The organism is Micromonospora sp. NPDC007271 (genome assembly GCF_040634005.1).
Classification (GTDB): domain Bacteria; phylum Actinomycetota; class Actinomycetes; order Mycobacteriales; family Micromonosporaceae; genus Micromonospora.
In genome coordinates, this window is the sequence record NZ_JBEYER010000009.1 from 47,869 (window position 1) to 73,485 (window position 25,617).

Here is a 25,617-nt window from a genome sequence, read left to right on the forward strand (position 1 = left end):
GCGCAGCACCCGGGGCCGGCGGGTGTCGGTGCGCCGCTGAGGCCGGCTGTCGCGTCCTCGGTCGCCCGCTCCGAACGGCCCGGGCTCATCGGCGGCCACGCCCTCGACCGTACAAGGTGAGCGCGTTGCAGACGTCGAAGACGCCGATGACGTCCCAGGCCAGGTCGCCGGCCGCCCGCCGGGTGGCCGGATCGGCGACCATCCCGGTCAGGATGACCACCCGGTTCTGCACGCTCACCGAGATCTGCTGCCGGCGGGTGGTCCAGTCCGCGCTCAGCCGTTGCGCCACCAGCGCGGCGAGACGCAGGTCCTCGTCGTCCGCACCGTCGTCGTTGACGTAGGGGTTGTGCTCGGGAAAGGGCCAGGGCATCACCTTGCGACCTCCGTGGTCGTCGCCTGCTGGACGGGTACCGCCGGACTCGGCCGGGCGGGCGGGTGCTCCACGGGCGGCCGAATCTGCCGGACCGCGTTCGCTGCGGGCGCCGGGCGGGTGGATCCGACCGGCGGGCCGACGGGCCGCCGGAAGGCGGCCGCACGGGTGAGGAAGACCGGGAAGACGCTGTCCAGCCGCATGGTGTGCAGCACGGTCCGGACGAAGCGGGACGGCGCCACCAGGCAGAGCAGGTTGCCGTCCTGCCGCGCGTCCTGATGCGCGCGCACCAGCAGGCCGAGGCCCGTGGAGTCGATGGTGCGCACCTCGGCGAGGTCGACCAGCACCTGCCGGTCGAGCGTGACCGCTTCGGCCAGCGCCCGCCGTACCCCCTCCGCCGGGTCCGCGAGGTCGGCCGCCCGTCCGTCGCCGATCCCGTCGAGGTCGTCGACGCCGAGCGGGTCGTCGAGCTCGTGGCCCCGCGTCGTGCCCTCGCCCCGGTCCTGGGCGGCGCGGAGGCCGCAGCGGGGGCAGTGGTGGGGGCCGGAGGCGAAGGGCGAGCCGGTCCAGCCGTGCTCGAACACCAGCGTCCAGACGACCTCGGCGTCGGGCAGGACGCAGGCCGTTCCGGTGATCGTGTCGCCGCAGCCGTCGCAGATCAGGCTCATCAGATTGTCCGCCGGTACGACCGTCATGCCTCTCCTTTCGCTAGGTGCGGGCTCGGCGGGTGCCGGGTGGTGCGGCGGTTCAGGGCCGGCGGGCACCTTCGGCGCCCCGCCGCCCGGCGGTGACGACCCCGACCACCACCGCGGTCACCGCGAAGCCGACCTGCGCGAGCAGCAGCGGCAGCGCCTGGTCCACGGCCACGCCGACCAGGCGGATGGTCACGGAGCCCAGCACCGCGGCGGCCACGCCGAGGGCGACGGTCAGCCACACGGGTGCGGCCTTCGGCCCCGGCAGGACGAGCCGGCCCACGATGCCGACGCCGAGGCCGATGGCGAGGGCGCTGAGGAGCGCGCTGCCGGTCACTGATTCCTCCTTGGGCTTCGCTGCGGCGGTTCAGGTCCGCGTGACGACCCGCGCCCGCCCGAGCGCCGGTCTCGCCGGCCCGGTGCCGGCCGCTTCGCCGCCCACGGGCTGTGCGCGCCGGTCCGCGTCGGCGGCCGGCGGCGGGTGCTCGGGACGGGCGCTGTCCAGGATGCGGCGGATCCGCGGATGCGGATCGCGGAGCGTGAGTACGCCGCCGCGCCGGGCCAGCCGTCGCTCGACGTCGAGCAGCAGCCCGATGGCGGCCGGATCGAGGTGCCGGCACTCGGACAGGTCGATCACCACCTCGGCCGGTTGCAGGGCCAGGACCCGGTCCAGGACCGTACCCACCTCGGGGAGTCGGGGCAGGTCGAGCTCCGCGGTGATGTCCAGCTCGACCCGGGGCACCCGGCACTCCGGGGGGAGTGGGTGGTGCGCGGTCACTGGCGGCTCCTCTGCGGCTCGATCCGTTGGCTCCTCACACTCTGTGTGCCGATCTTGGAGGTCGTCCCGCAGCGGTGTGACAGTTGTGTGACAAATCCGCGCCGGAGATCACGGGGTTGGAGATCCAGAGCTCGGCCAGGGATGATGCCGGTGTGACAGCCGTACTGGTGATCGAGGACGACGACCGGATCCGGCTCGCGCTGTTGCTCGCGCTGGAGGAGGAGGGTTACACCGCGTACGGGGCGGCGAGCGCCGAGGAGGGACTGCGCCGGCAACGCCAGGACCCGGCGGACAACGTCCTCGTCGACCTCATGCTCCCCGGTTTGGACGGGTTCGAGTGCATCCGCCAGCTCCGCCGCGACGACGACGTGCCCATCGTGGTGGTCAGCGCCCGGGACGACACCCACGACATCGTGGCCGCCCTGGAGGCCGGCGCCGACGACTACCTGGTCAAGCCCGTGGCGATCAAGGAGCTGTCCGCGCGGCTGCGGGCGCTGCGCCGCCGGGCCCGGGCGGCCACCACGCCGGTCGCGGTGCAGGTCTTCGGCGACCTGGAGATCAGCGCGGACGCCGGGGAGGTCCGCCGCGCCGGCCGGCCGGTCGCGGTCACCAGGACGGAGTTCCGCCTGCTCTGCGAGCTGGCCCAGCACGCCGGCAAGGTGCTGTCCCGCCAGCAGCTGCTCCAGCGGGTGTGGGGCTACGACAGTGGCGACGAGCGGCTGGTCGACGTGCACGTGGGCCGGCTGCGGCAGAAGATCGAGGAGGATCCGGGCAGCCCCCGCCATCTGGTCACCCTCCGCGGTCTCGGCTACAAACTTCAACGATGAACCGCCTCGGACTGCGCGCCCGGGTCACCGCCGCGTTCGCCATCGGCGCGCTGCTGCTCGCGGTGGCGATGGCCCTCTTCTCGTACGACCTGACCCGCCGGTCCCTGCTCGACGAGCGGGAACGCGCGGCGATCCGCGTGGCCTACTTCGATGCCGCGATCGTGCGCGCGGGTCTGGACACCGACACGGCCGACGTCGCGGAGGTGCTGCGATCCCTGGACACCGGCAGCAGCCGGCGGCCGTTGGTGCAGCGCGACGAGCGCTGGTACGCCCGCAGCGCGGAGATCGGCGCCAGTTCGGTCCCGGTGGAGTTGCAGCGGATGGTCCGCTCGGGCGAGCCCGCGGTGCAGCGGATCCGGACGGACGGGCAGCCGGTCCTGCTGGTCGGCGTCCCGCTCTCGCCGACCGTCAGCTACTACGAACTCACCTCGCTGCGCGAGGTCGAGCAGACGTTCCAGCTGGTGGGGCTGACGCTCACCGCGGTCGCCATCATGGTCGCCGGCTCCGGCGCGGCCCTCGGCTGGTACGCCACCCGGCACAGCCTGCGGCCACTGACCGCGGTCGCCGACGCCGCCGAGCGGATCGCCGCCGGTGACCTGAGCACCCGCCTCGATCCCGCCACCGATCCCGACCTCACCCGCCTGTCCACCTCGTTCAACCGCATGGTGGAGCAGTTGGTCCGGCACATCGAACGGGACCGCCGGTTCGCCGCCGACGTCAGCCACGAACTGCGTTCCCCGTTGCAGACCCTGGCCGCCGCGGCGAGCGTGCTGGACCGCCGGCGCGAGCACCACGACCAACGCACGGCGGCCGCCGCCGGTCTCGTCGCCGACGAGATCGCCCGGTTCCAGCGGCTGGTCGACGACCTGATCGAACTGGCCCGCACCGAGCACCCGGTGCAGCGGGAACGCGTCGACGTCGAGGCGCTGGCCCGGGACGCCTGCCGGACGCACGGCCTGTCGGAGACCCTGGTGCTCGCTGCGCCGTCCGGCAACGGTGAGTGGCTGGTCGACCGGCGCCGGGTGGCGCAGATCCTGCTCAATCTGGTGGAAAATGCCGTCCGCTACGCCGGTGGACCGGTGGAGGTGCGGTTGACCTGCGAGGACGACGGCACCGGCGTCATCGAGGTGGACGACGACGGCCCCGGGGTGCCGGAGCCGGACCGAGAGCTGATCTTCGCCCGTTTCGTCCGGGGCCGGGCCGCTCACGCCCGCGCCGGCACCGACGGGACCGGTCTCGGCCTGGCGCTCGTCGCCGAACACGCGGCAGCGCACGGCGGCCGCGCCACGGTGACGGACCGCTCGCCGGGCGGCGCCCGGTTCCGGGTGGAGCTGCCAGGGTGCCTGCCATGAGGCGACGGGTGTCGTCGCTGATCTGCGCCGTGTTCCTGCTCGCCGGGTGCGGCGTTCCCGTGGACGACGCCCCCCGCCCGGTGCAGTCCCCGCCCGGCCCCTTGCCCAGCCCGGTCGGCGGCGGTGCCGCCTCGAACGCCGGACGGGCGAACGAGTCCCTCTGCTTCGTCCGCGGTGACCGCCTGGTCACGGTGGTGCGGCGTGTGGACTACCTACCCGACGTCGACACCCATCTGCGGCATCTGCTGGCCGGGCCCGGGAACATGGAACGGGACGCCGGCTTCACCAGCGCCCTGACCGGCACCGCCTCGGTGGCCGGCGCCCAGCTCAGCGGCGGCGTCGCCGACGTCGAGGTCGGCGGGGCCGGCGACGAGACCGGGCGCAGCGACGAGATCCTCGCGTTCGGCCAGATCGTCTGCACGTTGACCAGCCGCGCCGACGTGCACGGCGTCACCTTCCGGCGGGACGGCCAGCCGCTGGAGGTGCCGCGCGCGGACGGGTCGCTGTCCCGGCTGCCGCTGACCGCGACCGACTACGCGCCCCTGATCGGGCGGCGCTGAATCCGCGCCCAGCCGCACGACAACGGGACGACCAGCCGGTCATGAAGAACTTCGACGCCGGCACCCCCTCCGGGGGATGCCGGCGCCCGTGCGTACGGTCAGCTCTTGGCCTGCCGCTTGGCCGCCTGCGGCTGTTCGCCCTTGCCGACCCGCTTGAGCGCCTGCTGCAACTGGCCCTCGGTCATCTTGGAGTTGCCCTCGATGCCGGCGTCGTGGGCCTGCCTGCGCAGATCATGAAGTCGTTCTCGGTCAGCCATCTCAACCTCCCGGCTCACGTCGGCGCGGCCACCGTGCTCGCGCCGTGGAACCGCTTGGCTTCCCGGCCGCGCCCCGGGCAAACCGTGGGCAGAACCATGCCCGGCCCTGGGCGGTACGGAACGGACGTCCCGATCAGGGCGGATTGGACCCGGCTGATATCGCCTGTCCGGGCCGGCCGCGCCGATAGCGTGGCGGGGGAACGGCGATCGGGCGGCCGACGGACGGCTCGCGGCGCGGACCGGAGGTCGGCGGCTCCGGCGGACGAGACGAGGGTGATCATGAGGGAAGTCGAACTGGGCGACGGTGACCGGCGCGTCGTGGTGGTCGTGGTCGACAAGGGCGAGGACGCGGTGGCGGCCGTAACCGAGGCGGCACAGCGTAACGGCATCCGTGGTGCCCGGGTCACCGCTGTCGGCGGATTCGCCGAGGCCGACCTCGGCTACTTCGAGCGCGAGAGGCGCGACTACCGGCGTATCCCCGTCCGGGAGCAGGTCGAGGTCCTGTCGTTGCTGGGCGACATCGCCGAGGACAAGGGCAAGGCGGCGCTGCACGTGCACGCGGTACTGGGCCGGCGGGACGGCAGCACCATCGGCGGTCACCTGCTCCGCGGTGCGGTGTGGCCGACCCTGGAGGTCGTCATCTCCGAGGTCGGGGCGAGCCTCGCCAAGCGAGTCGACCCGGAGACCGGGCTGGCGCTGCTGGCGGGCACGACCAGCCGCTGAGAGCGGGCCGTGGTCGGCGCGCTGCCGTCGTCGCCGCGTGCCCTCAGCCCGACACGTTGGGGCGCCCGAACAGCGCCGCGTAGCCGGACGGCAGCTGGGTCACCACGTCGTTCAGCTCGCCGCCGGACACGGCGTCGGCGATGGTCGACAGGACCGCGCTGGCGTCCCATTCCGCGGTGCGCTCCGTCGCGCCGATCCCGTCGCTGACCTTCCGGAGAAACTCCGTCACCCCGATACGCTGGGCGCCGCCGGCCGCCGACTCCAGGAAGTCACCCATCTCCGCCGGCAACTGCGAGCCGAGCTGCCTCGCCTCGTCCGGCGTCAACCGCTCCGCGAGGCAGGTCACCACCACGCTGATGACCTGCTGCGCCTCGGCCGCGTTGTCGTACTCGCCCCGCTCGCGAACCCGTGCGACGAACTCCTGATACTTCACGACAACCCCCACAACAGCCATCGGGCGCGACCCACCGGAGCCGGTCGCGCCGCCCGCGAGGGTGATCCTGACACGCCGGCCCGGGCCCGCGCCCTCGCTTCGGCGGCATCCGCCGTCGCGCGAGTAGTGCTCATTCCGGGCCACCGTCACTCGCGCTGGCCTACGCTGCCGGTGGGGGAAGCGGGGAGAAGATGGCGGAGACTCGGCGGGTGGCGGTGCTCGGGCTCGGCGGCATGGGCGCGCCGATGGCCCGGAACATCCTCCGGGCGGGCCTGTCGACGGTCGTCTGGAACCGCCACCCGGAGCCGGCCCGCGGACTGGCCGACCAGGGCGCGGAGGTGGCCGACAGCCCCGCCGACGCGGCCCGCGATGCCGACGTGGTGGTCACCATGGTGACCGACGCGGCCGCCGTCCGGTCCATCGCGTTCGACCAGGGGATGCTGGCCGCGATGGCGGACGGCGCGGTCTGGGCCCAGATGAGCACCATCGGGGTCACCGACACGGAGGACCTGGCCCGGCGGGTCGCCGCGGCGCGGCCCGGGATCGTCCTGGTGGACGCGCCGGTGGCCGGCAGCCGGAACCCGGCCGAGCAGGGCCAGCTGGTCGTCTTCGCGTCCGGGCCGGAGCAGGCCCGGGAGCGGGTCGCCCCGGTCTTCGACGCGGTCGGCCAGCGTACGGTCTGGGTCGGCGCGACGGGCACCGGTTCCCGCCTGAAGCTGGTCAACAATCTGCTGCTCGCCTTCGTGGCCGAGGGGCTCGCCGCGGCCGTGGCGTTCGGCGACTCGCTCGGGCTGGACCGCGCGGCGGTGCTGGCGGCGATGCGGGGCAGCCCGCTGGTGTCGACCTGGGCGGCGGAGAAGCTGGAGCGGATCGGCCGGGACGACTACCGCACCCAGTACCCGCTCGCCCTCGCGGTCAAGGACGTGGACCTGGCCCTGCGCGAAATCGACGCCGGCCGGTTCCCCGCAGCCGAGGGCCTGGCCGACGAGTGGCGCCGGGCGTTGGCCCAGGGGCTCGGCTCCGAGGACCTCACCGTGGTCACCCGCGCGCTGTCGCCGACCCGCCCGGCGTAACGCGTCCCGCGAGCATCTACGGGCGACAGCTCCAGTTCGCGGCGTGGTGTGTCAGACGCGCCGAGCGGATCAGCCCGCCGTCCCGGCCGCGTCAACGATCCCGGACTCGGTGCCGGTCGGCGGTGACGGCGGGTTGACGCGACCTCCGGCACGGTCGCAGGACGACGACGTGGTGGTTCGGGCCGTACCCGCCCCGACCGGTCCACCGTCTCCCGCAGGCCGTCGAAGGAGCTTTGATGATCAGGACGATGGTCCGGATGCGCGCGCGCCCGGGGCTCGAGCCCGCCGTGGAGTCGGCCTGGCGCATGGTCGCCGGGCAGATCGGCGCAGTGGCCGGCAACATCCGGCACGGCCTGCTGCGCGACGCCACCGATCCGCGCGCGTTCGTCGTCGTCACCGAGTGGGCCGACGAGTCGGCGCTGCGCGACTACCAGGCCGGGCCGGTCGCGGCGCGTCTCGCCGACGCCGTCCGGCCGCTGATCGAGGCATCCGGACCGGACAGCCGCCGGGTGATGCGCGACGACGGCCGCGGGGGGCCGCGGATCTTCGTGGACGTCGAGCTGACCGTGCCGGCCGACCGGCTCGCCGAGTTCGAACGCGGATACCCCCAGGTCACCGCTCGGATGGGCGGGGTGCCCGGGTACCTGCGCGAGGAACTGCTGCACGAGCCCGGCTCGGACGTCTTCCACATCTTCGCCGAGTGGACCAGCGAGGCGGAGTTCCACCGCTGGATCAGCGACCCGGCCCACGCCCAGCAGGAGGCCGGACCGATCGCACCGTTCCTGCTCGACTTCCGACGCCGCCTCTTCCACGTCGAGGTCGAGTCCGGAAGCGGGCCTGAACCGACTACGGGCAGGGAGGCAACTGCTGTGCACAGGACAACGGACGTACTCGTGGTCGGCGCGGGGCCCACCGGGCTCACCGCCGCCCTCGAGCTGGCCCGGCGCGGCGTCGAGTGCCGGGTGATCGACAAGCTGGCCACCCCCGCGGGGCAGGCCGACAAGGCGATCGGGGTGCACTGCCGCACGATGGAGCTCTGGGAGGACCAGGGCATCGTGCGGGAGGCCATGGACGCCGGGATCTGGCTGACCGGGAACATGGTGTTCGTCAACGGTGTGGAGACCCACCGGATGAGCTGGGAGCTGCCGGAGCTGCCGTACGCGCATCTCGGCCTGCCCCAGTACGAGACCGAGCGCCTCCTCACCCAACGCCTGGCCACCCTCGGCGTACGCCCGCAGCGCGGCGCCGAGCTGATCGGGTTCACGCAGGACGACGACGGCGTGCTCGCCACGGTCGCCACCGCCGACGGCGGCACGGAGACCGTACGGGCGAAGTACCTCGTCGGCTGCGACGGCGCGCACAGCCGCGTCCGCGAGCTGCTCGGGCTGACCTTCACGGGCGGGCTGGGCCGGTTCCCGCAACTGTTCATGCTCGGCGACGTCGACGTGGACTGGGACATGCCGGACGGTCACCTGCTCCGGTTCCTGCACGAGACGGAGGGCCGGATGGACGGCATGCTGGTGTGCGTTCCGCTGCGCGGCGAGTCCCGGTACCGGATCGCCACGCTCGCGCCGCCCCGGTTCTTCGCGCAGACCGGCGGGAAGGACGCCCCGCCCGGGTTCAGCGAGGAACTGGACGCGCCGACCCTCGCCGACGTCCAGGCCGCGCTCGACCAGTTGGCCCCGCCCGGCACGCGGGCGTCGAACCTGCGCTGGTCGTCGGTGTTCCGGATCAGCCACGGCATCGTCGACCGGTACCGGGACGGCCGGGTGTTCGTGGCCGGCGACGCGGCGCACCTGCACCCGCCCGCCGGCGGCCAGGGCATGAACACCGGCATCCAGGACGCCTGGAACCTGGCCTGGAAGCTGGCGCTGGCGGTGCGCGGCATCGCGGCACCCGGGCTGCTCGACAGCTACGAGACCGAGCGGCGGCCGGAGGGGGAGGAGATCGTCGGGCGCGCCGTCCGGATGGCCTTCACCGACGAGCTGGACCGCGAGGACCTGAAACGCCAGTTCCTGCAGGAGATGTCCATGCTGCTCAGCTACGCGGACAGCCCGCTGGTGGGGGAGTGCGTGACCGATCCGGACGCCCTGCGGGACGGGCCCCGGCCCGGTGACCGGGCCCCCGACGTCGGCGGCCTGCGCCGGCAGGGCGTCGGGCACCCGCTGCGGCTGCGTGACCTGACCCGCGGCACCCGACACACCCTGCTGGTGTACGCGGACGCTTCGGCCGACGAGGGGACGCTGGCCGCGCTGGAGAAGCTGTACGCCGACGTCCACCGGCAGGCGTCCGAGGAGATCGACGGCTACCTGCTGCTCAGTCCGGACGCCCGGGCGCCCCGGCTGCTGGCCCCGCCCGTGGTCCGCGACACCGGCGGCGAGTTCCGCACCGCGTACGGGGTCCGTGGCGCCGCGCTGTACCTCGTCCGGCCGGACGGGCACGTCGGGTTCCGCAGCCAGCCGATCGACGCCGATGCGCTCCGTAAGCACCTGCACCTGGTGTTCGGAGGTGCGCGATGACCCGGGTCCGCACCGTACTCGCGATGCGTACCAGGCAGGGCTGTGAGGAACGGTTCGAGAAGGAGTGGCTCGCGGCGGCCGAGGAGATCCGTACGATGGACGGCTGCCTGCACCAGGATTTGGTCCGCGACGCCGACGACCCGCGCAGCTACCTGATCATCAGCGACTGGGCGGACCGTGCCCGGCTGGACGCCTTCGGCCGCAGCGAGCACCGTGACCGGCTGCTGCGCATGATCCGCGAGCTGCGTGAATCCGCGCAACGGAACACCTACCAGGTCCTGCACAGCGTGCACAGCGAGGCGGAGGAGTCACGATGACCGACCACGTCGTACGCGGATCCGACATCTACACCGACGAGTTCGCCGCCGACCCGTATCCCACCTTCGCCCGGCTGCGGGCGGACCAGCCGGTGTGCCCGGTCAGCTCGCCGCGGTTCGACCAGTACCTGATCACCACGTTCGACGACGCCCGGGCAGCGCTCACCGACCCCCGGCTGTCCAAGGACCTCTACGGCCCCGGCCAGCACTACCTGCGGCTCTTCGGGCCGAACTCCGAGGGCCTGAACAAGAACATGCTCAACTCCGACCCGCCGGAGCACACCCGGCTGCGGCGGATCATCTCGCAGGCGTTCGCGCCGCGCCGGATCGAGGCGCTGCGGCCGCGGGTGGCGCAGATGGTGGACGGCCTGCTCGACAAGATCGTCCCGCAGGGCCGGGCCGAGCTGATGCACGAGTTCGCCATCCCGCTGCCGATGATGGTGATCTGCGAGCTGCTCGGCATCCCCGAGGCCGACCACGCGCGGGTGCTCGACTGGACCCAGGTGATCCGGACCTCCGGGTCCTCCCGCCGCCCTCCCGAGGAGGAGCGGGCGGCCGTGCAGGAGGCCCAGCTGAAGCTGCACGACTATCTCGTCGACCTGATGCAGGCCAAACGCGCGCATCCGGCCGACGACATCATCGGCGCGCTGATCGACTCCTGCGACCGGGACGGTGCGTTGTCCGAGGCGGAACTGGTCACCACCACGTTCCTGCTGCTGTTCGCCGGCCACCAGACGACCGCGGACTTCCTCGGCAACGCCACGCTGGCCCTGCTGACCCATCCCGACCAGCTGGAACTGCTGCGCGCCACGCCGCAGCTGCTGCCGTCGGCGATCGAGGAGCTGCTCCGGTTCGACGGCCCGTTGCCGGTGGCCAGCCCGCGGATCGCCGCCGAGGACGTCGAGTACCAGGGGGTGTGCATCCCGCGCGGGTCGGTCGTCGGGGTCGTGATCAACTCGGCCAACCACGACCCGGCGCACTTCGCCGACCCCGACCAGCTGGACCTGCGGCGGGTACGCGGTCCGCACCTCGGCTTCGGCTACGGCGTCCACTACTGCCTCGGGGTCTCGCTGGCCCGGATGGAGGCGCAGATCGGCCTCGGTGCGCTGCTGCGCCGGCTGCCCGGCCTGCGGCTCGGGGTCCCGCTCGCCGAGGTGCGCCGGCTGCCGGCGGCGTCGCCGTTCCGGGGCCTGCTGGAGCTACCGGTCACCTTCGCCGCCTCGGCGGCCCCGTAGCAGGTGGCGTACGCGGCGCCACCGCAGTCCCGTGAACCGACCCCACCCAAGGAGCAGTCATGGTCTTCCGGAATGTGATCGTCTGCCACATGGTCCCCGGCAGTGAGCGCACCGTCGGCGACGTCTTCGGTTACTACGACCGGACCACCCGGCCGCAGGATCTCGGTGTCATCGGGCGGATCCTGCTCTCGCACGAGGACCTCTACATCCACGTCATCGAGCGCAAGCAGGACCCGAAGGTGTCGGGCCAGACGCGCGGGCTGCCCGCGTTCCAGAAGATCGCCGAGGCGATCGCCCCGTACGTGACGCCGTACCCGAGGTACTGGAAGAACCCGTCCGACTCGGTGGCCAAGGAGTTCTACCACTGGGAGCCGGACGGCGAGCCGGCCACGGACAGGACGCTGACCCTGATCGTCGGACGGATCAAGCCGGGCGCCGAGCCCGACGTGGCGCGCATCTTCGCCGAGTCCGACGCCGGACCGCTGCCGGTCGAGCTGGGCGTGACCGGGCGCTGGCTGTACTCGATCGACGACGTGTACGTGCACCTGCTGGAACAGGACGCGGCGATCGCCGAGGCCACCCGGCACAACCACGACAAGCCGGCGTTCGCCAAGATCATGGAGGATCTGAGCCCGTACATCAGCCCGTACCGGCCGGACACCTGGCGGGGCCCGCAGGACGGGGTGGCCAAGGTGTTCTACCGCTGGCGCGCCGAGGACTGAGGTCCGCCCGGTCCCGGCCTGGGAAGAGGGTTCACCCCGGCCGCCCGCGGGGTGAACCCTCTCCCGCGGCCCCTCGCGGCGGCCGTCGCCACGGGACGCGGGGCGGCGGCTCAGCCCAGCCGCGACTTCTGCACCTTGCCGAGCGCGTTGCGCGGCAGGGCGTCGAGGAAGTGGACCCGTCGCGGTCGCTTGTGAACGGCGAGCTGCCGGGCCACGAAGTCGATCAACTCCGGCTCGGTGGCCCCGTCCGCCACCACGTACGCCGTGACCTGCTGTCCGAGCACCCTGTCCGGGGCGCCGACGACCGCCGCCTCGCGTACCGCCGGGTGGGCCAGGAGCGCCTCCTCCACCTCGCCGGCCCCGATCCGGTAGCCACCGCACTTGATCAGGTCGACGGAGGCCCGCCCGACGATCCGGTGTCGACCGTCCGCCGCGACCGTCGCGATGTCACCGTCGTCCGGCCGCACGGCGGCGTCGGCGTCCGGGCGGTTGAGGTAGCCGTCGAAGAGGGTGGGCCCGCGTACCAGCAGCTCGCCCATCCCGTCCCCGTCGGCGGGCACCGGCGCGCCGTGCTCGTCGACAAGCCGGGTCTCCACCCCGGGCAGGGGCCAGCCCACCGTGCCGGCCACGCGCGCCCGGTCCGTCCGGGCGCTCACCGTGATCAGCGTCTCGGTCATCCCGTAGCGTTCCACCACCCGCTGCCCGGTGAGCGCGTGGAGGCCGTCGAACACCGCCACCGGCAGCGCCGCGCTGCCGGACACCAGCAACCGGGCGCCCCGCAACGCCCGGGCGGCGGACGGGTCGGCACAGATCCGGGACCAGACGGTCGGCACCCCGAACAGCAGAGTGCCACCGGCGGCGGCGTACCCCTCGGATCGGGGACGGCCGACGTGGTCGAGCCGGCCGCCCAGCCGCAGCGGGCCGAGCACGCCCAGGACCAGGCCGTGGACGTGGAACAGCGGCAGCCCGTGTACCAGCAGGTCGTCCGGTGTCCAGCACCAGGCGGCCGCGAGACCGTCGAGGCAGGCGGCGATGGCCCGGCGGGACAGCAACACTCCCTTCGGGAGCCCGGTCGTCCCGCTGGTGTAGAGGATCAGCGCGGGCCGGTCGCTCGGCGGCTCGGGATGGCGGCTGGCCGACCGGTCGCGCGGCGACACCGGCACCACCGGCAGGTCACCGTCCTCCGCAGCGGCGTCGGCCGGAGCCAGCACCGCCTCCGAGGCGGAGTCCCGCAGGATGTGCCCACGCTCCATCGGCCCCGCGTCGGGCGGCACCGGCACCACGGTCACGCCCGCCAGCAGCGCCCCGACGACTCCCACGACCGTCTCCAGCGACGGTGTCGCCTCCACCGCGATCCGGTCCATGCCGCGGATGCGGTCGGCCACCGCGGACGCGCTTTCCCACAGGTGGGTGCCGGAGATCGACCGCCCGGCGACCCGGATCGCGTCCGGGCGCTCGTCCGGGGTCTGCGACAGCGCCGCCAGCAGGACCATGTCGACGCCTTACCGGTGCGGTGGATGCTTTCCGACAGCCAACCGCACCGCACGCGGCGGGGCAACCCCTGCTCGACCACCTGGACCCCCCCGAACCGGGCGGTGCCTCACTCGTCGACGACGGTCTCCGTCTCGCCGTCGTGCTGGAACCGGACGGGCTGGTGCTCGTCGGGCCGTGGGTTCTGGGACGGGGTGTGGTGCGGGTCCCCGTCGGGGGAGAAGAGCACGTCGTCGGTCTTGTGGCTCTTTTCCTCGCCCTCTTCCGGCTCCGTCACGTCCGCTCCTCGCCAGCTACGCCTCGCCTGCGTGACCGTCATCGGTCGTACTCACCCTAGGCCGCCGCGACCGGCGGTCGCAGGCGTTCACCGTTTGTCGCCGCCGCAACGGCGCGGGCTGGTCGCGGCTCCGGCGGCGCGGTAATTCCGAGGCGATCGTCGTACCCGGCCGGCAGGATGCCGGTCGTGACGCCGCTGACGATCATCAAAGGCGACGCGACCAACCCACCGGCCAAGGGCCGCAAGGTGATCGCGCACCTCTGCAACGACCTGGGTGGCTGGGGAAAGGGTTTCGTGCTGGCGATTTCCCGGCGTTGGCCGGAGCCGGAGCGGGACTACCGCGACTGGCACCGGCACCGCGCCGGCAACGACTTCGGGCTCGGTGCCACCCGCCTGGTCCGGGTCGCCCCGGACGTGTGGGTCGCGAACATGGTCGGCCAGCGCGGCATGCGGCGCGGCAGCGCTGGCCCGCCGATCCGGTACGAGGCGGTCGAGCGCTGCCTGTCCGCACTGGCCGACCAGGTCGGCAAGCTGGGCGCGTCGGTGCACATGCCCCGGATCGGCTGCGGGCTGGCCGGCGGGACCTGGGACCGGATCGAACCGCTGATCAGACGTACGCTCTGCGCCCGGGACATTCCTGTCACGGTCTACGACCACGACTGAACCGTCGCGAGCTCCGGGCAGTCCAGCCGCCACTTGCGCTACGAGCGCTTGGTCAGGTCGCGCTCGCCACCAGGGACGGGTTGCCCAGCCGCGTCAAGCAGGGACGCGATGATGCTCGTGGCGCTCTCGGGCACGTCGAAGGCGGCGTACCGGGGCCCGTCCGGCCGCGCAGGAGTGGGCACGGTGGCGATCGTCTCGGTGCTGACCGTCGTGACTACCTTGATCGATTTAACCGTCGGGTGCATGGCTACCAGGTAGATCCGATCGCCGGCGGTCTTCACGTGGCCCCAAGCGAAGCGGCTCGGATCGGCCAGCCAGGCGGATTCGTCGACGCCGCACAGCGTGGCGTTCGCTTGCCGGACGTTGGGGTCCCCGTAGCTGATGCCCATGGTGTTCCACTCCTCACCCACCGTGTTCCGATCCTCGACGACGAGCTCGACGGCGGAAATTGGTTGACCGCAGTCGTCGCTGACCCGACCCGGAATCATCCAGTAGCGTTCGCCGTGCGCGTCGCCGATGAGCAATGAGTTCTTCGGGGGAATCTGGTCGACGTACTCGGGGCCGAGGAGGTAGCCCGCGGCGGTCAAGGGAATCGCCAGGGCGGCCAGAGCCAGAGCGGTCCGGCGCCGAGTGCGTCCGTGCGCTCGGTCGCCGGCTGCCCGGTCCGGCAGGGCCGGGCGTTCCGGCATGGCGGCCGCTATGGCGTGCAGGCTGTGGCGCAGCTGTCGGTCGAGGTCGGACGGGGCGACGATTCGGCTGCCGGCGCGGCGCCGGGTGAAAATGCTCATCACGTCAGAGCCCTTCTGAGGCGGTCGAGGGCACGCCGCAGATCTGAGCGAACGGTGGCGGCGGGCCGGGAGAGGATGTCAGCGATCTGCTGCAGTGGCAGATCGCTGTAGTAGTGCAGGACGACGACTGCGCGCTGCCGGTAGGGCAGTCGCTGCACGTAAGCCCAGGTTTCGTCGATCTCAGGCTGTTCGGTGACTGGCTCGACCCGTGCGCGCAGGTTGAACAGGCGGGCCCGAGCGTTGCGCCGATGCGCGTCCTGCGCCATGTTGACGATGGCGCGCTTGAGATAGGGCACCGGCTCTTCGATCGACGACCAGCGGTTGAAGGCCGTTGCAAAAGCCTGTTGCACAAGGTCCTCGGCGTGCTCGCGCGAGCCGGTAAGCAGGTAGGCCAAGCGCAGCAGGCCCACCCGATGCTCGCGGTAGACCAACTCAGGTGGGGCCGGCGGCGTGGATGTCTGTGCGTCGGTCACAACACTGAGGTCTTTCGGGGGTGGCGTTTCGTTGCACTTTTCGCCAGGGAAGTTCTGGCTGATCGCCGCACGTCGAGGCTCACTCACCGGGCTCGGTCTCGCCGAGCTGCGTGTTGAGCTGCTCACGCCGCAGATGTTCGGCCACCCGCCCCGCATGGCGGCCGACCAGGTCTGCGGTCAGATGTTGGCTGAGTCCGGCGGCACGTTCCTCGGCAGCGAGGGCACGCCGGCGCCCGGCTCCTCCCGGTGGCAGCGGAGGCCGAGGGTGTACGCGGTCATCGACAGCGATCCGTACGCGTACCCGTCGACCAGCACGTCGGGCCGGGTCCCGTCGGATCCGGCCAGCCCGGCCAGGTAGAGCAGCGGGATGAAGTGGTCCGGGGTCGGTACGGCCAGGTCGTAGTCGCGGTGCCCGTCCAGCCGGGCCGCCTCGGTCGGGCTGTCCTGAACGATCTCCCGGGCCGCGTCGTCGAAGCGCCGCGCCCAGTCGAAGCCCTCGTCGGCCAGGCGAGGGTTCACCCCGCCCAGGTTGTGCACCACGTTGCCGCTGGCCACCACCAGCACGCCGCGTTCGCGTAGCGGCGCGAGCCGGGCGCCGAGGTCGAGGTGGTAGTCCAGGGGCTTGAACGCGTTGATGCTCAGCTGCACCACGGGAATGTCCGCCTCGGGGAAGGCGTGGGTGAGCACCGACCAGGTGCCGTGGTCGATGCCCCACGAGTCCACGTCGGCGCCGACCCAGGTGGGGTGCACCACGTCGCTGATCTCCTCGGCCAGCTCGGGCAGCCCGGGCGCGGGATAGCGCACGTCGAACAGTTCCTGCGGGAAGCCGTAGAAGTCGTGGATGGTGGGCGGCCGGGGCATGGCGGTGACGGCGGTGGCGCCGATGTACCAGTGCGCGGAGACCACCAGGATCGCCCGTGGCCGGGGCACCGCCCGGCCGAACTGCCGCCAGGCGGCGGTGTAGCGGTTGACCTCCAAGGCGTTCATCGGGTTGCCGTGCCCGATGAACGCCGCCGGCATCAGCTGCTCGGTCGTCTGGCTGCTCATGGCGCTCCCCGGCTCGTCGTGAACCGAGGGTAACCGTGCCCGGCCGGAACGGGTGGCCCGATGGCGACCGTGAGTGGGTGGTCCGCTGCGGCTTCCCGTGCGGTGGGCGGGATCAGGTGGTCAGCTCCCGCCGCCGGCCGCGGCGTGTGCGGCCAGGTCGCCGCTGGCGTGGTCGGGCAGGTCGCGGTCGGTGTGGTCGGCGTGGAAGAGCGCCTCGGCGAGGAGCGCCCGTACGTGCACGTCGGCCGCCGAGTAGTAGACGAAGGTGCCCTCGCGCCGGCCGCGTACCAGCCCGGCGAGGCGGAGCTTGGCCAGGTGCTGGCTGACTGCGGTGGGGGCGGCGCCGACCAGCTCGGCCAGGCAGGCCACGGACGACTCGCCCTGCAGCAGCGCCCAGAGGATCTTGATGCGGGTCGGGTCGGCGAGCATCCGGAAGCTCTCGGCGGCCAGGTGGACCTGCTCGTCCTCGGGCATCTGGAAGTCCGGCAGCGAGGTGTGCACGGCCCCAGCCTAGCCTCGTCCCATCGCTCAGCTGGTCAGCTGACTGAATAGCTGCGAACTGATGCAGGTAATGTCCTTGTTCGTGACCCTGACCACCCGCACGCCCGCCGACCCGACCATCGCTTCCCCCGTACGCCGGCCGGGCCTCCCCGGTCGGCTCTGGGCGCTGACCGAGGTGCGCTGGGCGGCGGCCGCGACCCTGCTCTTCGCCCTGGGCGGCCTCGCCCAGCTCGCGGACGCGCCCGCTCCCGTCTGGTGGACGCTCTATCTCGCCTGCTACGCGGCGGGCGGCTGGGAGCCGGCCCTGGCAGGCCTCCGCGCGCTGCGCGAGCGGACCCTCGACGTGGACCTGCTGATGATCGTCGCCGCGCTGGGCGCGGCCGGCATCGGCCAGGTGCTCGACGGTGCCCTGCTGATCGTCATCTTCGCGACCTCGGGGGCCCTCGAGGCGTTCGCCACCGCCCGCACGGCCGACTCCGTCCGCGCGCTGCTCGACCTCGCCCCGGAACGTGCCACCCGGGTCCACGACGACGGGACCGAGGAGGTCATGCCCGCGGCGGACCTCGACGTCGGCGACGTGATCCGGGTCCGCCCCGGCGAGCGGATCGGGGCGGACGCAGTGGTCGTCGACGGCGCCAGCGACGTCGACCAGGCCGGCATCACCGGTGAGCCACTGCCGGCCCCGAAGCACCCCGGCGACGAGGTCTTCGCCGGCACCGTGAACGGCGCGGGGACCCTGCTGGCCCGGGTGCACCGCCCGGCGGCGGAGTCGGTGGTCGCCCGGATCGTCGCGCTGGTCGAGGAGGCGTCAGCGACCAAGGCGCGGACCCAGCTCTTCATTGAGAAGGTGGAGCAGCGCTACTCGGTCGGCGTGGTGGTCGCCACCCTCGCCCTGTTCGCCGTACCGCTGGCCGTCGGCGCGGCGCTGCAGCCGACGTTGCTGAGGGCGATGACCTTCATGATCGTCGCCTCTCCGTGCGCGGTGGTGCTCGCCACCATGCCGCCGCTGCTCTCCGCCATCGCGCTCGCCGGGCGACACGGCGTCCTGGTCAAGTCGGCGGTGGTGGTCGAGCGGCTGGCCGACACCGACCTGGTGGTCTTCGACAAGACCGGCACCCTGACTGAGGGCGCGCCCCGGGTCGCGGAGGTCCACCCGGTGCCCGGTGGGCCGGACGAGGACGAACTGCTCCGGCTGGCCGCCGCCGCCGAGCACCCGAGCGAGCACCCACTCGCCGGGGCGCTGCTGGCCGCCGCCCGGGACCGCGGGCTCGCGCTGCCCGCCGTCGACGACTTCACCGCCACCCCGGGGCGCGGCGTGGTCGCGACCGTCGAGGGCCGCCGGGTGCTGGTCGGGAGCCCCGCGCTGCTGACGGAGTGCGCCGACGTGGACCCTGCCGTGGGGGGCATCATCGACGCGGTGCAGGAGTCGGGTCGTACCGCCGTGGTGGTCGTGGTCGACGGCGCGGTGGGCGGGGTCCTGGGCCTCGCCGACCGGGCACGGCCCGGGGCGGCGGAGGCCGTCACCGCCCTCACCAGCCTGACCGGCGCGCGGCCCGCGCTGCTCACCGGCGACAATCCCGGCGCCGCCGCCCGGCTGGCCGCCGACACCGGCATCGAGGAGGTGCACGCCGGACTGCTCCCCTCCGACAAGGTGGACCGGGTCCGCGCGCAGCAGCGCGCCGGCCGCCGGGTGCTGGTGGTCGGCGACGGGGTCAACGACGCGCCGGCGCTGGCCGCGGCGGACACCGGCGTGGCGATGGGCCGGCAGGGCTCCGACCTGGCCCTGCGCACCGCCGACGCCGTTCTGGTCCGCGACGACCTGGCCGCGCTGCCCGCGCTGATCTCGCTGGCCCGCCGGGCCCGCCGGCTGGTGGTGGCGAACCTGGCGATCGCGGCGACCTTCATCGCGGTGCTGGTCACCTGGGACCTGGTCGGGCACCTGCCGTTGCCGCTCGGCGTCGCCGGCCACGAGGGCTCCACGGTCATCGTGGGTCTCAACGGGCTGCGCCTGCTGCGCTCGCGGGCCTGGCGATTGGCCGGTACGGGCCGGTGACGCGTCGCGCCCGCCGTCGTCCGCTGACCGCAGAAGCCAGCATCGGCCTCTCTCTTTCCCAGAATCTGCGGGCGCTGTGCGGTCTTCCCTACGGCAGATGCGAGAGGCTAGGGTGGCCGCGTGACGGTGTTCCGGATCGGTGAAGCCGCCGAACTCCTCGGCGTCAGCGCGGACACGGTCCGCCGCTGGATCGACGCGGGCCGGCTGCCAGCGACCCGCGACGAGCACGGCCACCGGGTCGTCGACGGGGTCGACCTGGCGGCGTTCGTCCGCGCGCCGGGCCACCCCGAGCTGTCGTCCGCCCGCAACCGGCTGCGCGGCATCGTCACCGCCGTGGTGAAGGACACCGTGATGGCCCAGGTCGACATCCAGGCCGGGCCGTTCCGGATCGTGTCGCTGATGAGCCGCGAGGCCGTCGACGACCTCGACCTCGAGGTCGGCTCGGTGGCCGTCGCCGTGATCAAGTCGACCACCGTCGTGGTGGAGCGCGCCCCCGCGCCCAAGGGAAGGACCGCCCCGTGACCGTACGGTGGATCCGCGCCGCCCTCGCCGGGGCGGCCGCGCTGGCCCTCGGCCTGACGGGCTGCAGTGGCGACCGGGCCGCATCTGGAGACGGCGGCTCGGTGACGGTCTTCGCCGCCGCCTCGCTGACCGAGTCCTTCACGAAGCTCGGCCGGGACTTCGAGGCCGCCCACCCCGGCACCACCGTGACGTTCAACTTCGCCGGCAGCTCCGCGCTCGCCACGCAGATCACCCAGGGCGCCCCGGCCGACGTGTTCGCCGCCGCCTCGCCCGCCACCATGAAGACCGTCACCGACGCGGGCGACGCCGCCGGCGACCCGGTCACCCTGGTCCGCAACCAGCTCGTCATCGCCGTGCCCAAGGGCAACCCGCACCGGGTCGGCGGGCTGGCCGACCTGGCCCGGCCCGGCACCAAGGTGGCGCTCTGCGCCGCGCAGGTGCCGTGCGGCGCGGCTGCGGAGCGGGCCCTCGACGCGGCCGGCGTCCGGCTCACCCCGGCCACCCTCGAGCAGGACGTCAAGGGCGCGCTCGCCAAGGTGAAGCTCGGCGAGGTCGACGCCGCCCTGGTCTACCGCACCGACGCCCGCGCCGCCGGCACCGAGCTGGACGCCGTCGAGTTCCCCGAGTCGGCGCGGGCGGTCAACGACTACCCGATCGTCGTGCTGACGCACGCCGGAAACCCGGCCGGGGCCCGGGCCTTCGTCGCGTACGTCCGCTCCGACGCGGGCCGGGCCGTGCTCACCGCCGCCGGCTTCCAGGCCCCGCCGAGCCGGTGACCGCGCGCCCCCGGCAACGGGTGCCGCTGGCCCTGCTGCTCCCGGCCGGCCTCGGGCTGGCCTTCCTCGTCCTGCCGCTGGCCGGGCTGCTCGCCCGCGCCCCGTGGGCCAGCCTGCCCCGGCGGCTGGCGCAGCCGGGTGTGCTCACCGCGCTGCGGCTGTCGCTGGAGACGGCCACCCTGGCCACCCTGCTCTGTGTCGCCCTCGGCGTACCCCTGGCGTGGCTGCTCGCCCGGGTCGAGTTCCCCGGCCGGCGGCTGGTCCGGGCCCTGGTCACCGTGCCGCTGGTGCTGCCCCCGGTGGTCGGCGGGGTGGCGCTGCTGCTGGTCTTCGGCCGGCGCGGGCTGCTCGGCTCGTGGCTGGACGCCACCTTCGGGGTGACCCTGCCGTTCACCACCGCCGCGGTGGTGCTCGCCGAGGCGTTCGTCGCCATGCCGTTCCTGGTCCTCGCCGTCGAGGGCGCGCTGCGTGGGGCCGACCCCCGGTACGAGGAGGCGGCGGCCACCCTCGGCGCCGGCCGCTGGACCACCTTCACCCGGGTCACCCTGCCGCTGGTCGCGCCCGGCGTGGCCGCCGGCGCGGTGCTCTGCTGGGCCCGCGCGCTCGGCGAGTTCGGCGCCACCATCACCTTCGCCGGCAACTATCCCGGCCGCACCCAGACCATGCCGATCGCCGTCTACCTGGCGCTGGAGACCGAGCCGCAGGCCGCGATCGTGCTCAGCCTCATCCTGCTGGCCGTATCCGTCGCCATCCTCGCCGGGCTGCGCGACCGCTGGGTCGGTACGACGTGACCGTCCCGCCCCTGCTCGACGCGCACCTGGTCGCCGACCGGGGCGCGTTCCACCTCGACGTCCGGCTACGGATCGCCGCCGGCGAGGTGGTCGCCCTGCTCGGCCCGAACGGCGCCGGCAAGAGCACCGCCCTGCGTACCCTGGCCGGGCTGCATCCGCTCAGCGCCGGGCACCTCACCCTCGCTCGCGTCGACCTCGACCGGCCGGACCGGCGGGTGTGGGTGCCGCCCGAGCGGCGGCCGGTGGGCGTGGTGTTCCAGGACTATCTGCTCTTTCCGCACCTCAGCGCGCTCGACAACGTCGCGTTCGGGCCGCGCCGCCGGGGTGCCGACCGGCGTACCGCCCGGGCTCGGGCGCAGGGCTGGCTGGACCGGGTGGGCCTCGGCGGGCAGGCCCGGCACCGGCCGCGGCAGCTCTCCGGCGGTCAGGCCCAACGGGTCGCCCTGGCCCGGGCGCTCGCCGTCGAGCCGACCCTGCTGCTGCTCGACGAGCCCCTCGCGGCGCTGGACGCGCGGACCCGGCTGGACACCCGCGCCGAGCTCCAGCGGCACCTCGGCGACCATCCCGGCGCCACCCTGCTGGTCACCCACGACCCCCTCGATGCGCTGGTGCTGGCCGACCGGCTGGTCATCGTGGAGCACGGCCGAGTGGTCCAGGAGGGGGACGCGGCCACCGTCACCGCCCGCCCACGCACCGACTACGTCGCCCGGCTGGTCGGGCTCAACCTGCACCGGGGCCGCGCCGACGGGCACACCGTCACCGTCGGCGGGCTCACCCTCACCGCCGCCGACCGGGTGCACGGCGAGGTGTTCGTCGCCTTCCCGCCCGCCGCCGTCGCGTTGCACCCCACCCGCCCCGACGGCAGCCCACGCAACGTGTGGCCGGCCACCGTGACCGGGGTGCAGCGGCACGGCGACAACCTGCGCGTCCAACTGGACGGGCCGGTCGCGGTCGCCGCCGACGTCACCCCCGCCGCGGCCGCCCAGCTGCGGCTGCACCCCGGCCAGACCGTCTGGGCCGCGGTGAAGGCGGCGGAGACCCGCGCGTACCCGGCCTGACCGCCGCCGTTCGTCCGCGCGAGAATGCTCCGCCGTTCGTCCGGGCGGACGGGCCGCCGCGCGGCTCGGAAGCAGGGTGACGGACGCCTCGTGGACGGGCCGCGCTCGGCGAGGCAGCTTTGACCTGGTCAAGGGAGCCACGACGAGAGGGGTACGGGGTGCCCGACACGACCGACCACCGGTCCAGCCACGAAGTCGTCCTGCCGGACGACGTGACCGACCCGCTGCTGTGGCGGCTGGCGTACGACGTCGCCGAGGCGCACCAGCCCGACGAGGCCGGCCGCTGCCCCAGCCTGCTCTGCGCAGACCAGAGCGCGCCCTGCCCGCCGCTGGTCAACGCCGAGCGGGCGATGCGCCTGGCCCGGGGCGGGGTGACACCGCCCGAGTCGACCCCGGCGCCCTGGCACTGGGGGCGCGAGGCGGCCTGACCGGCGCGGCCATCGGGTAGCCGGGGTGGGCGGCCAGCGGCCGGCCTCGGCGGTGCCGCCACAGCCGGCCCACCCGAGCCCGGCACGACCAGGGCCAGCACCCCGCCGACCAGCAGCGCCCGGACCAGGGTCACCCGGTCGGCCGGGCCGAGCCGGTCCGCGCCGGCGGCTTGCAGGCCGCGCCGGAGCAGCCCGGCGAGGGCCACCCCGTACGCCACGCCGGCGAGCCAGCCCGACACGCCGATCCCCACCGTGACGGCAAGCCCCGCCAGCAGGATGAACTGGACGATCAACCCGACCAGCGGACCATTTCGAACCGTGGACACGCGCCCTCCGTGGCTATGATCGACAACCCTGTCAGTCAACACGGGACACCCGGCCGTCCGGTTCGGTCCACGGCGGAAAGAGGAAGATCGGTGACCGGCGACGCTCAGGCCTTCTGGCTCCGCGCCCCCGGGGAGGGCGAGATTCGTCGGGTTGAGCTGCCTTCGCCCGGCCCCGGCGAGGTGCTGGTCCGGACCCGCTACTCCGGTGTCAGCCGGGGCACCGAGACGCTGGTCTTCACCGGCCGGGTCCCCGCCGACCAGTACGCCGCCATGCGCGCCCCGTTCCAGGAAGGCGACTTCCCGGCCCCGGTCAAGTACGGCTACCTCAGCGTCGGCGTCGTCGAGCAGGGGCCGGACCGGCTGCGTGGCCGTACCGTCTTCTGCCTGCACCCCCACCAGACCGCGTACGTGGTGCCGGCCGATGCCGTGGTGCTCGTACCCGATCAGGTGCCCGCCGCCCGGGCGGTGCTGGCCGGCACCGTGGAGACGGCGGTGAACGCGCTCTGGGACGCCGCGCCGCTGGTCGGCGACCGGGTGACCGTGGTGGGCGGCGGAATGGTCGGCTGCTGCGTCGCCGCCCTGCTCGCCCGCTTCCCCGGCGTACGCGTGCAACTGGTCGACGCGGACCCGGCACGGGCCGCGGTGGCCGCCGCGCTCGGGGTCGACTTCGCCAAGCCCGCCGACGCGGCCGGTGATCAGGACCTGGTGGTGCACGCCAGCGCCACCGCCGACGGGCTGCAACGCGCCCTCGACCTGCTCCGCCCCGAGCGCACCGTGCTGGAGCTGAGCTGGTACGGAGACCGCCCGGTCACCCTCACCCTGGGCGGCGCCTTCCACTCGAAGCGGCTCGGCATCCGCAGCAGCCAGGTCGGCACGGTGTCACCCCGGCGGGCCGACCGCGGCTACGCCGAACGGCTGGCGCTGGCCCTGGCGCTGCTCGCCGACCCGGTGTTCGACGCGCTGCTCACCGGGCCGTCCCGCTTCGCCGAGCTGCCCGACGTGCTCGACCGGCTCGCCTCGGGCCGGCTGCCCGCGCTCTGCCACCTCATCACCTACGACGAGGAGTGAACTGTGTTCAGCGTGACCGTCCGGGACCACATGATGATCGCCCACAGCTTCCGCGGCGAGGTGTTCGGTCCCGCCCAACGGCTGCACGGCGCCACGTTCGTCGTCGACGCCACCTTCCGCCGGCCGGAGCTGGACGCCGACGGGATCGTGGTCGACATCGGCCTGGCCACCGAGCAGCTGAAGGCGATCCTCGGGGGGCTGACCTACCGCAACCTCGACGACGAGCCGGCCTTCGCCGGGATGAACACCACCACCGAGGTGCTGGCCCGCACGGTCGCCGACCGGCTCGCCGAGGCCGTACACGCCGGCCGCCTCGGCGCGGGCGCCCGCGGCCTCACCGGGATCACCGTCACGCTGCACGAGTCGCACGTGGCCTGGGCCAGCTACGAACGGTCGCTGTGACCGGATGACGGTCGTCCACGTGGTGCTGCCCGGCGACATCGACGACCCGGCCACCCCGAGCGGGGGCAACGGTTACGACCGCCGTGTCTGCCACGAGCTGGCCGCGCTCGGCTGGACCGTCCGGGAGCACCCCGTGCCGGGCGACTGGCCGCGCCCGGGGACGGGGGAGCGGGCCGCCCTCGCCCGGGTGCTGGCCGCGCTGCCCGACGGCGCGCTGGTCCTGCTCGACGGCCTGGCCGCCGCGCCGGTGCCGGAGGTGCTGGCCCCGCACGCCCGGCGGCTGCGCCTGGTGGTGCTGGTGCACCTGCCCATCGAGGACGACGCCGAGGCCCGGTCCCTCGCCGTGGCGGCCGGCGTGGTCGCCACCAGCGAGTGGACCCGTCGCCGGCTGCTCGACCGCTACCCGCTTCCGGCCGACCGGGTGCGGGTCGCCACGCCCGGCGCGGACCGGGCGGCGCTCGCCGCCGGCTCGCCGGACGGTGCCCGGCTGCTCTGTGTCGCGGCGGTCACCCCGCTCAAGGGCCACGACGTGCTCGCCGCCGCGCTGGCCACCCTCGCCGACCGGCCGTGGAGCTGCGACTGTGTCGGCGCGCTCAGCCGGGACCCGGGCTTCGTCGACCGGCTCCGCGGGCAACTCGCCGCCGCCGGCCTGGCCGACCGGGTCCGGCTGCCCGGGCCGTGCACCGGGGCCGCCCTGGACGCCGCGTACGCCGCGGCCGATCTGCTGGTGCTGCCGTCCCGGCGGGAGACGTACGGGATGGCGGTCACCGAGGCCCTCGCGCGGGGCGTACCGGTGCTGGGCAGCGACACCGGCGGGCTGCCCGAGGCGCTCGGGCGCGCCCCGGACGGCCGCCGGCCGGGCCTGCTGGTGCCCCCCGACGACCCGGCGGCGCTGGCCGGCGCGCTGCGCCGCTGGCTCACCGATTCCGCCCTGCGGGACCGGCTGCGCCGCGCGGCCCGCCAGCGGCGGGACACCCTCACCGGCTGGACGGTCACCGGGCAGCGGCTGGCGGCGGCCCTGACGGAGGCGATGGCGGGATGACGCCCGACTCCCACCCGGCTTCGCCGACTGGCTGCGGTTGCGCGAGCCCGCCG

At 73.9% G+C, this 25,617-nt stretch carries 31 protein-coding genes and 1 pseudogene; 19 read left to right on the top strand and 13 right to left on the bottom strand.

Features of this window, described 5'->3' with window-relative positions:
* Nucleotides 1-85: 85 nt before the first annotated feature.
* The 4 genes from ABZ570_RS05485 to ABZ570_RS05500 are packed head-to-tail and all read right to left on the bottom strand — an operon-like array spanning nucleotide 86 to nucleotide 1,840.
* Nucleotides 86-370, bottom strand: coding sequence for a BON domain-containing protein (locus ABZ570_RS05485; RefSeq protein ID WP_358057344.1), 285 nt, complete (start codon nucleotides 368-370; stop codon nucleotides 86-88).
* Nucleotides 370-1,065 (bottom strand): STAS domain-containing protein, encoded by a 696-nt coding sequence (locus ABZ570_RS05490; RefSeq protein ID WP_358057195.1) that lies wholly within the window; start codon nucleotides 1,063-1,065, stop codon nucleotides 370-372. Before ABZ570_RS05490 ends, ABZ570_RS05485 begins: the two co-directional genes overlap by 1 nt.
* Before the next feature lie 52 nt (nucleotides 1,066-1,117).
* The gene (locus ABZ570_RS05495) at nucleotides 1,118-1,399 is read right to left on the bottom strand and encodes a hypothetical protein (protein WP_358057198.1); all 282 of its coding nucleotides are present in this window, start codon (nucleotides 1,397-1,399) and stop codon (nucleotides 1,118-1,120) included.
* 30 nt (nucleotides 1,400-1,429) lie between these two features.
* Entirely contained in the window at nucleotides 1,430-1,840 is a 411-nt protein-coding gene (locus ABZ570_RS05500; RefSeq protein WP_358057201.1) for an STAS domain-containing protein, read from the bottom strand.
* Nucleotides 1,841-1,992: 152 nt separating this feature from the next.
* Between ABZ570_RS05500 and ABZ570_RS05505 the strand changes: the two genes are divergently transcribed.
* From ABZ570_RS05505 to ABZ570_RS05515, 3 genes are read left to right on the top strand one after another with little or no spacing between them, the layout of a single operon-like run.
* Nucleotides 1,993-2,667, top strand: coding sequence for a response regulator transcription factor (locus tag ABZ570_RS05505; RefSeq protein WP_358057204.1), 675 nt, complete (start codon nucleotides 1,993-1,995; stop codon nucleotides 2,665-2,667).
* On the top strand, nucleotides 2,664-4,019 hold the full coding sequence (locus ABZ570_RS05510; RefSeq protein ID WP_358057207.1) for a HAMP domain-containing sensor histidine kinase: 1,356 nt from the start codon (nucleotides 2,664-2,666) through the stop codon (nucleotides 4,017-4,019). The genes ABZ570_RS05505 and ABZ570_RS05510 overlap by 4 nt, the downstream gene beginning before the upstream one ends.
* Nucleotides 4,016-4,579, top strand: coding sequence for a GerMN domain-containing protein (locus ABZ570_RS05515; protein ID WP_358057210.1), 564 nt, complete (start codon nucleotides 4,016-4,018; stop codon nucleotides 4,577-4,579). The genes ABZ570_RS05510 and ABZ570_RS05515 overlap by 4 nt, the downstream gene beginning before the upstream one ends.
* 98 nt (nucleotides 4,580-4,677) lie before the next feature.
* Here ABZ570_RS05515 and ABZ570_RS05520 read toward each other — a convergent pair whose 3' ends face one another.
* Nucleotides 4,678-4,836 (bottom strand): hypothetical protein, encoded by a 159-nt coding sequence (locus ABZ570_RS05520; protein ID WP_358057213.1) that lies wholly within the window; start codon nucleotides 4,834-4,836, stop codon nucleotides 4,678-4,680.
* A 279-nt stretch (nucleotides 4,837-5,115) separates the two neighbouring features.
* On the opposite strand from ABZ570_RS05520, the gene ABZ570_RS05525 reads away from it, so the two are divergent.
* Complete coding sequence (locus tag ABZ570_RS05525) at nucleotides 5,116-5,559, top strand: PPC domain-containing DNA-binding protein (protein WP_358057216.1); 444 nt, start codon at nucleotides 5,116-5,118, stop codon at nucleotides 5,557-5,559.
* A 43-nt stretch (nucleotides 5,560-5,602) separates the two neighbouring features.
* On the opposite strand, the gene ABZ570_RS05530 is transcribed toward ABZ570_RS05525, so the two are convergent.
* Entirely contained in the window at nucleotides 5,603-5,992 is a 390-nt protein-coding gene (locus ABZ570_RS05530; protein WP_358057219.1) for a DUF2267 domain-containing protein, read from the bottom strand.
* Between the two features lie 191 nt (nucleotides 5,993-6,183).
* Between ABZ570_RS05530 and ABZ570_RS05535 the strand changes: the two genes are divergently transcribed.
* The 5 genes from ABZ570_RS05535 (at nucleotide 6,184) to ABZ570_RS05555 (ending at nucleotide 11,858) form a co-directional block, all read left to right on the top strand.
* A complete protein-coding gene (locus tag ABZ570_RS05535; RefSeq protein ID WP_358057222.1) occupies nucleotides 6,184-7,065 on the top strand; it encodes an NAD(P)-dependent oxidoreductase in 882 nt (293 codons plus the stop codon).
* A 236-nt stretch (nucleotides 7,066-7,301) separates the two neighbouring features.
* Nucleotides 7,302-9,584 (top strand): FAD-dependent oxidoreductase, encoded by a 2,283-nt coding sequence (locus ABZ570_RS05540; protein WP_358057225.1) that lies wholly within the window; start codon nucleotides 7,302-7,304, stop codon nucleotides 9,582-9,584.
* 23 nt (nucleotides 9,585-9,607) lie between these two features.
* A complete protein-coding gene (locus tag ABZ570_RS05545; protein ID WP_358057228.1) occupies nucleotides 9,608-9,901 on the top strand; it encodes an antibiotic biosynthesis monooxygenase family protein in 294 nt (97 codons plus the stop codon).
* Entirely contained in the window at nucleotides 9,898-11,136 is a 1,239-nt protein-coding gene (locus ABZ570_RS05550; RefSeq protein WP_358057231.1) for a cytochrome P450, read from the top strand. Before ABZ570_RS05545 ends, ABZ570_RS05550 begins: the two co-directional genes overlap by 4 nt.
* 59 nt (nucleotides 11,137-11,195) lie before the next feature.
* A complete protein-coding gene (locus ABZ570_RS05555) occupies nucleotides 11,196-11,858 on the top strand; it encodes a TcmI family type II polyketide cyclase (protein WP_358057234.1) in 663 nt (220 codons plus the stop codon).
* 110 nt (nucleotides 11,859-11,968) lie between these two features.
* Here the strand turns inward: ABZ570_RS05555 and ABZ570_RS05560 are convergent, their stop codons facing one another.
* Nucleotides 11,969-13,351: an acyl-CoA synthetase gene (locus ABZ570_RS05560; RefSeq protein ID WP_358057237.1), complete on the bottom strand. Its 1,383-nt coding sequence runs from the start codon at nucleotides 13,349-13,351 to the stop codon at nucleotides 11,969-11,971.
* 107 nt (nucleotides 13,352-13,458) lie between these two features.
* Nucleotides 13,459-13,626, bottom strand: coding sequence for a hypothetical protein (locus tag ABZ570_RS05565; protein ID WP_358057240.1), 168 nt, complete (start codon nucleotides 13,624-13,626; stop codon nucleotides 13,459-13,461).
* A 177-nt stretch (nucleotides 13,627-13,803) separates the two neighbouring features.
* Between ABZ570_RS05565 and ABZ570_RS05570 the strand changes: the two genes are divergently transcribed.
* Entirely contained in the window at nucleotides 13,804-14,289 is a 486-nt protein-coding gene (locus ABZ570_RS05570; RefSeq protein WP_358057243.1) for a macro domain-containing protein, read from the top strand.
* 38 nt (nucleotides 14,290-14,327) lie between these two features.
* Here ABZ570_RS05570 and ABZ570_RS05575 read toward each other — a convergent pair whose 3' ends face one another.
* The 4 genes from ABZ570_RS05575 to ABZ570_RS05590 form a co-directional block, all read right to left on the bottom strand.
* On the bottom strand, nucleotides 14,328-14,978 hold the full coding sequence (locus ABZ570_RS05575; protein WP_358057246.1) for a hypothetical protein: 651 nt from the start codon (nucleotides 14,976-14,978) through the stop codon (nucleotides 14,328-14,330).
* A gap of 98 nt (nucleotides 14,979-15,076) precedes the next feature.
* The gene (locus ABZ570_RS05580; protein WP_358057249.1) at nucleotides 15,077-15,637 is read right to left on the bottom strand and encodes a sigma-70 family RNA polymerase sigma factor; all 561 of its coding nucleotides are present in this window, start codon (nucleotides 15,635-15,637) and stop codon (nucleotides 15,077-15,079) included.
* Nucleotides 15,638-15,727: 90 nt separating this feature from the next.
* Nucleotides 15,728-16,597 (bottom strand): 4,5-DOPA dioxygenase extradiol, encoded by an 870-nt coding sequence (ygiD, locus tag ABZ570_RS05585; protein WP_358057252.1) that lies wholly within the window; start codon nucleotides 16,595-16,597, stop codon nucleotides 15,728-15,730.
* Nucleotides 16,598-16,717: 120 nt separating this feature from the next.
* Nucleotides 16,718-17,071, bottom strand: a complete 354-nt coding sequence (locus ABZ570_RS05590; RefSeq protein WP_358057347.1) for a metalloregulator ArsR/SmtB family transcription factor — start codon at nucleotides 17,069-17,071, stop codon at nucleotides 16,718-16,720.
* A gap of 145 nt (nucleotides 17,072-17,216) precedes the next feature.
* Between ABZ570_RS05590 and ABZ570_RS05595 the strand changes: the two genes are divergently transcribed.
* The 6 genes from ABZ570_RS05595 to ABZ570_RS05620 all read left to right on the top strand — a co-directional run bounded on the left by ABZ570_RS05595 (nucleotide 17,217) and on the right by ABZ570_RS05620 (nucleotide 22,726).
* Nucleotides 17,217-19,151, top strand: a complete 1,935-nt coding sequence (locus ABZ570_RS05595) for a heavy metal translocating P-type ATPase (RefSeq protein WP_358057350.1) — start codon at nucleotides 17,217-17,219, stop codon at nucleotides 19,149-19,151.
* Nucleotides 19,152-19,271: 120 nt separating this feature from the next.
* Nucleotides 19,272-19,673 (top strand): helix-turn-helix domain-containing protein, encoded by a 402-nt coding sequence (locus ABZ570_RS05600; protein ID WP_358057255.1) that lies wholly within the window; start codon nucleotides 19,272-19,274, stop codon nucleotides 19,671-19,673.
* A 41-nt stretch (nucleotides 19,674-19,714) separates the two neighbouring features.
* Nucleotides 19,715-20,449, top strand: a complete 735-nt coding sequence (gene modA, locus ABZ570_RS05605; protein ID WP_358057353.1) for a molybdate ABC transporter substrate-binding protein — start codon at nucleotides 19,715-19,717, stop codon at nucleotides 20,447-20,449.
* Complete coding sequence (locus tag ABZ570_RS05610; RefSeq protein ID WP_358057258.1) at nucleotides 20,446-21,240, top strand: ABC transporter permease; 795 nt, start codon at nucleotides 20,446-20,448, stop codon at nucleotides 21,238-21,240. The genes modA and ABZ570_RS05610 overlap by 4 nt, the downstream gene beginning before the upstream one ends.
* Nucleotides 21,222-22,298, top strand: coding sequence for an ABC transporter ATP-binding protein (locus ABZ570_RS05615; protein WP_358057356.1), 1,077 nt, complete (start codon nucleotides 21,222-21,224; stop codon nucleotides 22,296-22,298). Before ABZ570_RS05610 ends, ABZ570_RS05615 begins: the two co-directional genes overlap by 19 nt.
* Before the next feature lie 158 nt (nucleotides 22,299-22,456).
* Nucleotides 22,457-22,726: a hypothetical protein gene (locus ABZ570_RS05620; protein ID WP_358057261.1), complete on the top strand. Its 270-nt coding sequence runs from the start codon at nucleotides 22,457-22,459 to the stop codon at nucleotides 22,724-22,726.
* A gap of 86 nt (nucleotides 22,727-22,812) precedes the next feature.
* Here the strand turns inward: ABZ570_RS05620 and ABZ570_RS05625 are convergent.
* Nucleotides 22,813-23,052, bottom strand: a pseudogene (locus ABZ570_RS05625) (CDP-alcohol phosphatidyltransferase family protein); the annotation flags it as partial.
* 90 nt (nucleotides 23,053-23,142) lie between these two features.
* On the opposite strand from ABZ570_RS05625, the gene ABZ570_RS05630 reads away from it, so the two are divergent.
* Genes ABZ570_RS05630 through ABZ570_RS05640 form a run of 3 tightly spaced genes read left to right on the top strand, consistent with a single transcriptional unit; the run spans nucleotide 23,143 to nucleotide 25,564 of the window.
* Nucleotides 23,143-24,120: a dehydrogenase gene (locus tag ABZ570_RS05630; protein WP_358057264.1), complete on the top strand. Its 978-nt coding sequence runs from the start codon at nucleotides 23,143-23,145 to the stop codon at nucleotides 24,118-24,120.
* Between the two features lie 3 nt (nucleotides 24,121-24,123).
* Entirely contained in the window at nucleotides 24,124-24,522 is a 399-nt protein-coding gene (locus ABZ570_RS05635) for a 6-carboxytetrahydropterin synthase (RefSeq protein WP_358057267.1), read from the top strand.
* A 4-nt stretch (nucleotides 24,523-24,526) separates the two neighbouring features.
* On the top strand, nucleotides 24,527-25,564 hold the full coding sequence (locus tag ABZ570_RS05640) for a glycosyltransferase family 4 protein (RefSeq protein WP_358057270.1): 1,038 nt from the start codon (nucleotides 24,527-24,529) through the stop codon (nucleotides 25,562-25,564).
* Nucleotides 25,565-25,617 lie beyond the last annotated feature (53 nt).

Excerpts from the sequence above, each read along its gene's own strand:
- ABZ570_RS05485 (WP_358057344.1), bottom strand. The coding sequence starts at position 370 with ATGCCCTGGCCCTTTCCCGAGCACAACCCCTACGTCAACGACGACGGT.
- ABZ570_RS05490 (WP_358057195.1), bottom strand. The coding sequence starts at position 1,065 with ATGACGGTCGTACCGGCGGACAATCTGATGAGCCTGATCTGCGACGGC.
- ABZ570_RS05510 (WP_358057207.1), top strand. The coding sequence starts at position 2,664 with ATGAACCGCCTCGGACTGCGCGCCCGGGTCACCGCCGCGTTCGCCATC.
- ABZ570_RS05515 (WP_358057210.1), top strand. The coding sequence starts at position 4,016 with ATGAGGCGACGGGTGTCGTCGCTGATCTGCGCCGTGTTCCTGCTCGCC.
- ABZ570_RS05520 (WP_358057213.1), bottom strand. The coding sequence starts at position 4,836 with ATGGCTGACCGAGAACGACTTCATGATCTGCGCAGGCAGGCCCACGAC.
- ABZ570_RS05525 (WP_358057216.1), top strand. The coding sequence starts at position 5,116 with ATGAGGGAAGTCGAACTGGGCGACGGTGACCGGCGCGTCGTGGTGGTC.
- ABZ570_RS05535 (WP_358057222.1), top strand. The coding sequence starts at position 6,184 with ATGGCGGAGACTCGGCGGGTGGCGGTGCTCGGGCTCGGCGGCATGGGC.
- ABZ570_RS05540 (WP_358057225.1), top strand. The coding sequence starts at position 7,302 with ATGATCAGGACGATGGTCCGGATGCGCGCGCGCCCGGGGCTCGAGCCC.
- ABZ570_RS05545 (WP_358057228.1), top strand. The coding sequence starts at position 9,608 with ATGCGTACCAGGCAGGGCTGTGAGGAACGGTTCGAGAAGGAGTGGCTC.
- ABZ570_RS05550 (WP_358057231.1), top strand. The coding sequence starts at position 9,898 with ATGACCGACCACGTCGTACGCGGATCCGACATCTACACCGACGAGTTC.
- ABZ570_RS05555 (WP_358057234.1), top strand. The coding sequence starts at position 11,196 with ATGGTCTTCCGGAATGTGATCGTCTGCCACATGGTCCCCGGCAGTGAG.
- ABZ570_RS05560 (WP_358057237.1), bottom strand. The coding sequence starts at position 13,351 with ATGGTCCTGCTGGCGGCGCTGTCGCAGACCCCGGACGAGCGCCCGGAC.
- ABZ570_RS05570 (WP_358057243.1), top strand. The coding sequence starts at position 13,804 with ATGCCGGTCGTGACGCCGCTGACGATCATCAAAGGCGACGCGACCAAC.
- ABZ570_RS05575 (WP_358057246.1), bottom strand. The coding sequence starts at position 14,978 with ATGCCGGAACGCCCGGCCCTGCCGGACCGGGCAGCCGGCGACCGAGCG.
- ygiD (WP_358057252.1), bottom strand. The coding sequence starts at position 16,597 with ATGAGCAGCCAGACGACCGAGCAGCTGATGCCGGCGGCGTTCATCGGG.
- ABZ570_RS05590 (WP_358057347.1), bottom strand. The coding sequence starts at position 17,071 with ATGCCCGAGGACGAGCAGGTCCACCTGGCCGCCGAGAGCTTCCGGATG.
- ABZ570_RS05640 (WP_358057270.1), top strand. The coding sequence starts at position 24,527 with ATGACGGTCGTCCACGTGGTGCTGCCCGGCGACATCGACGACCCGGCC.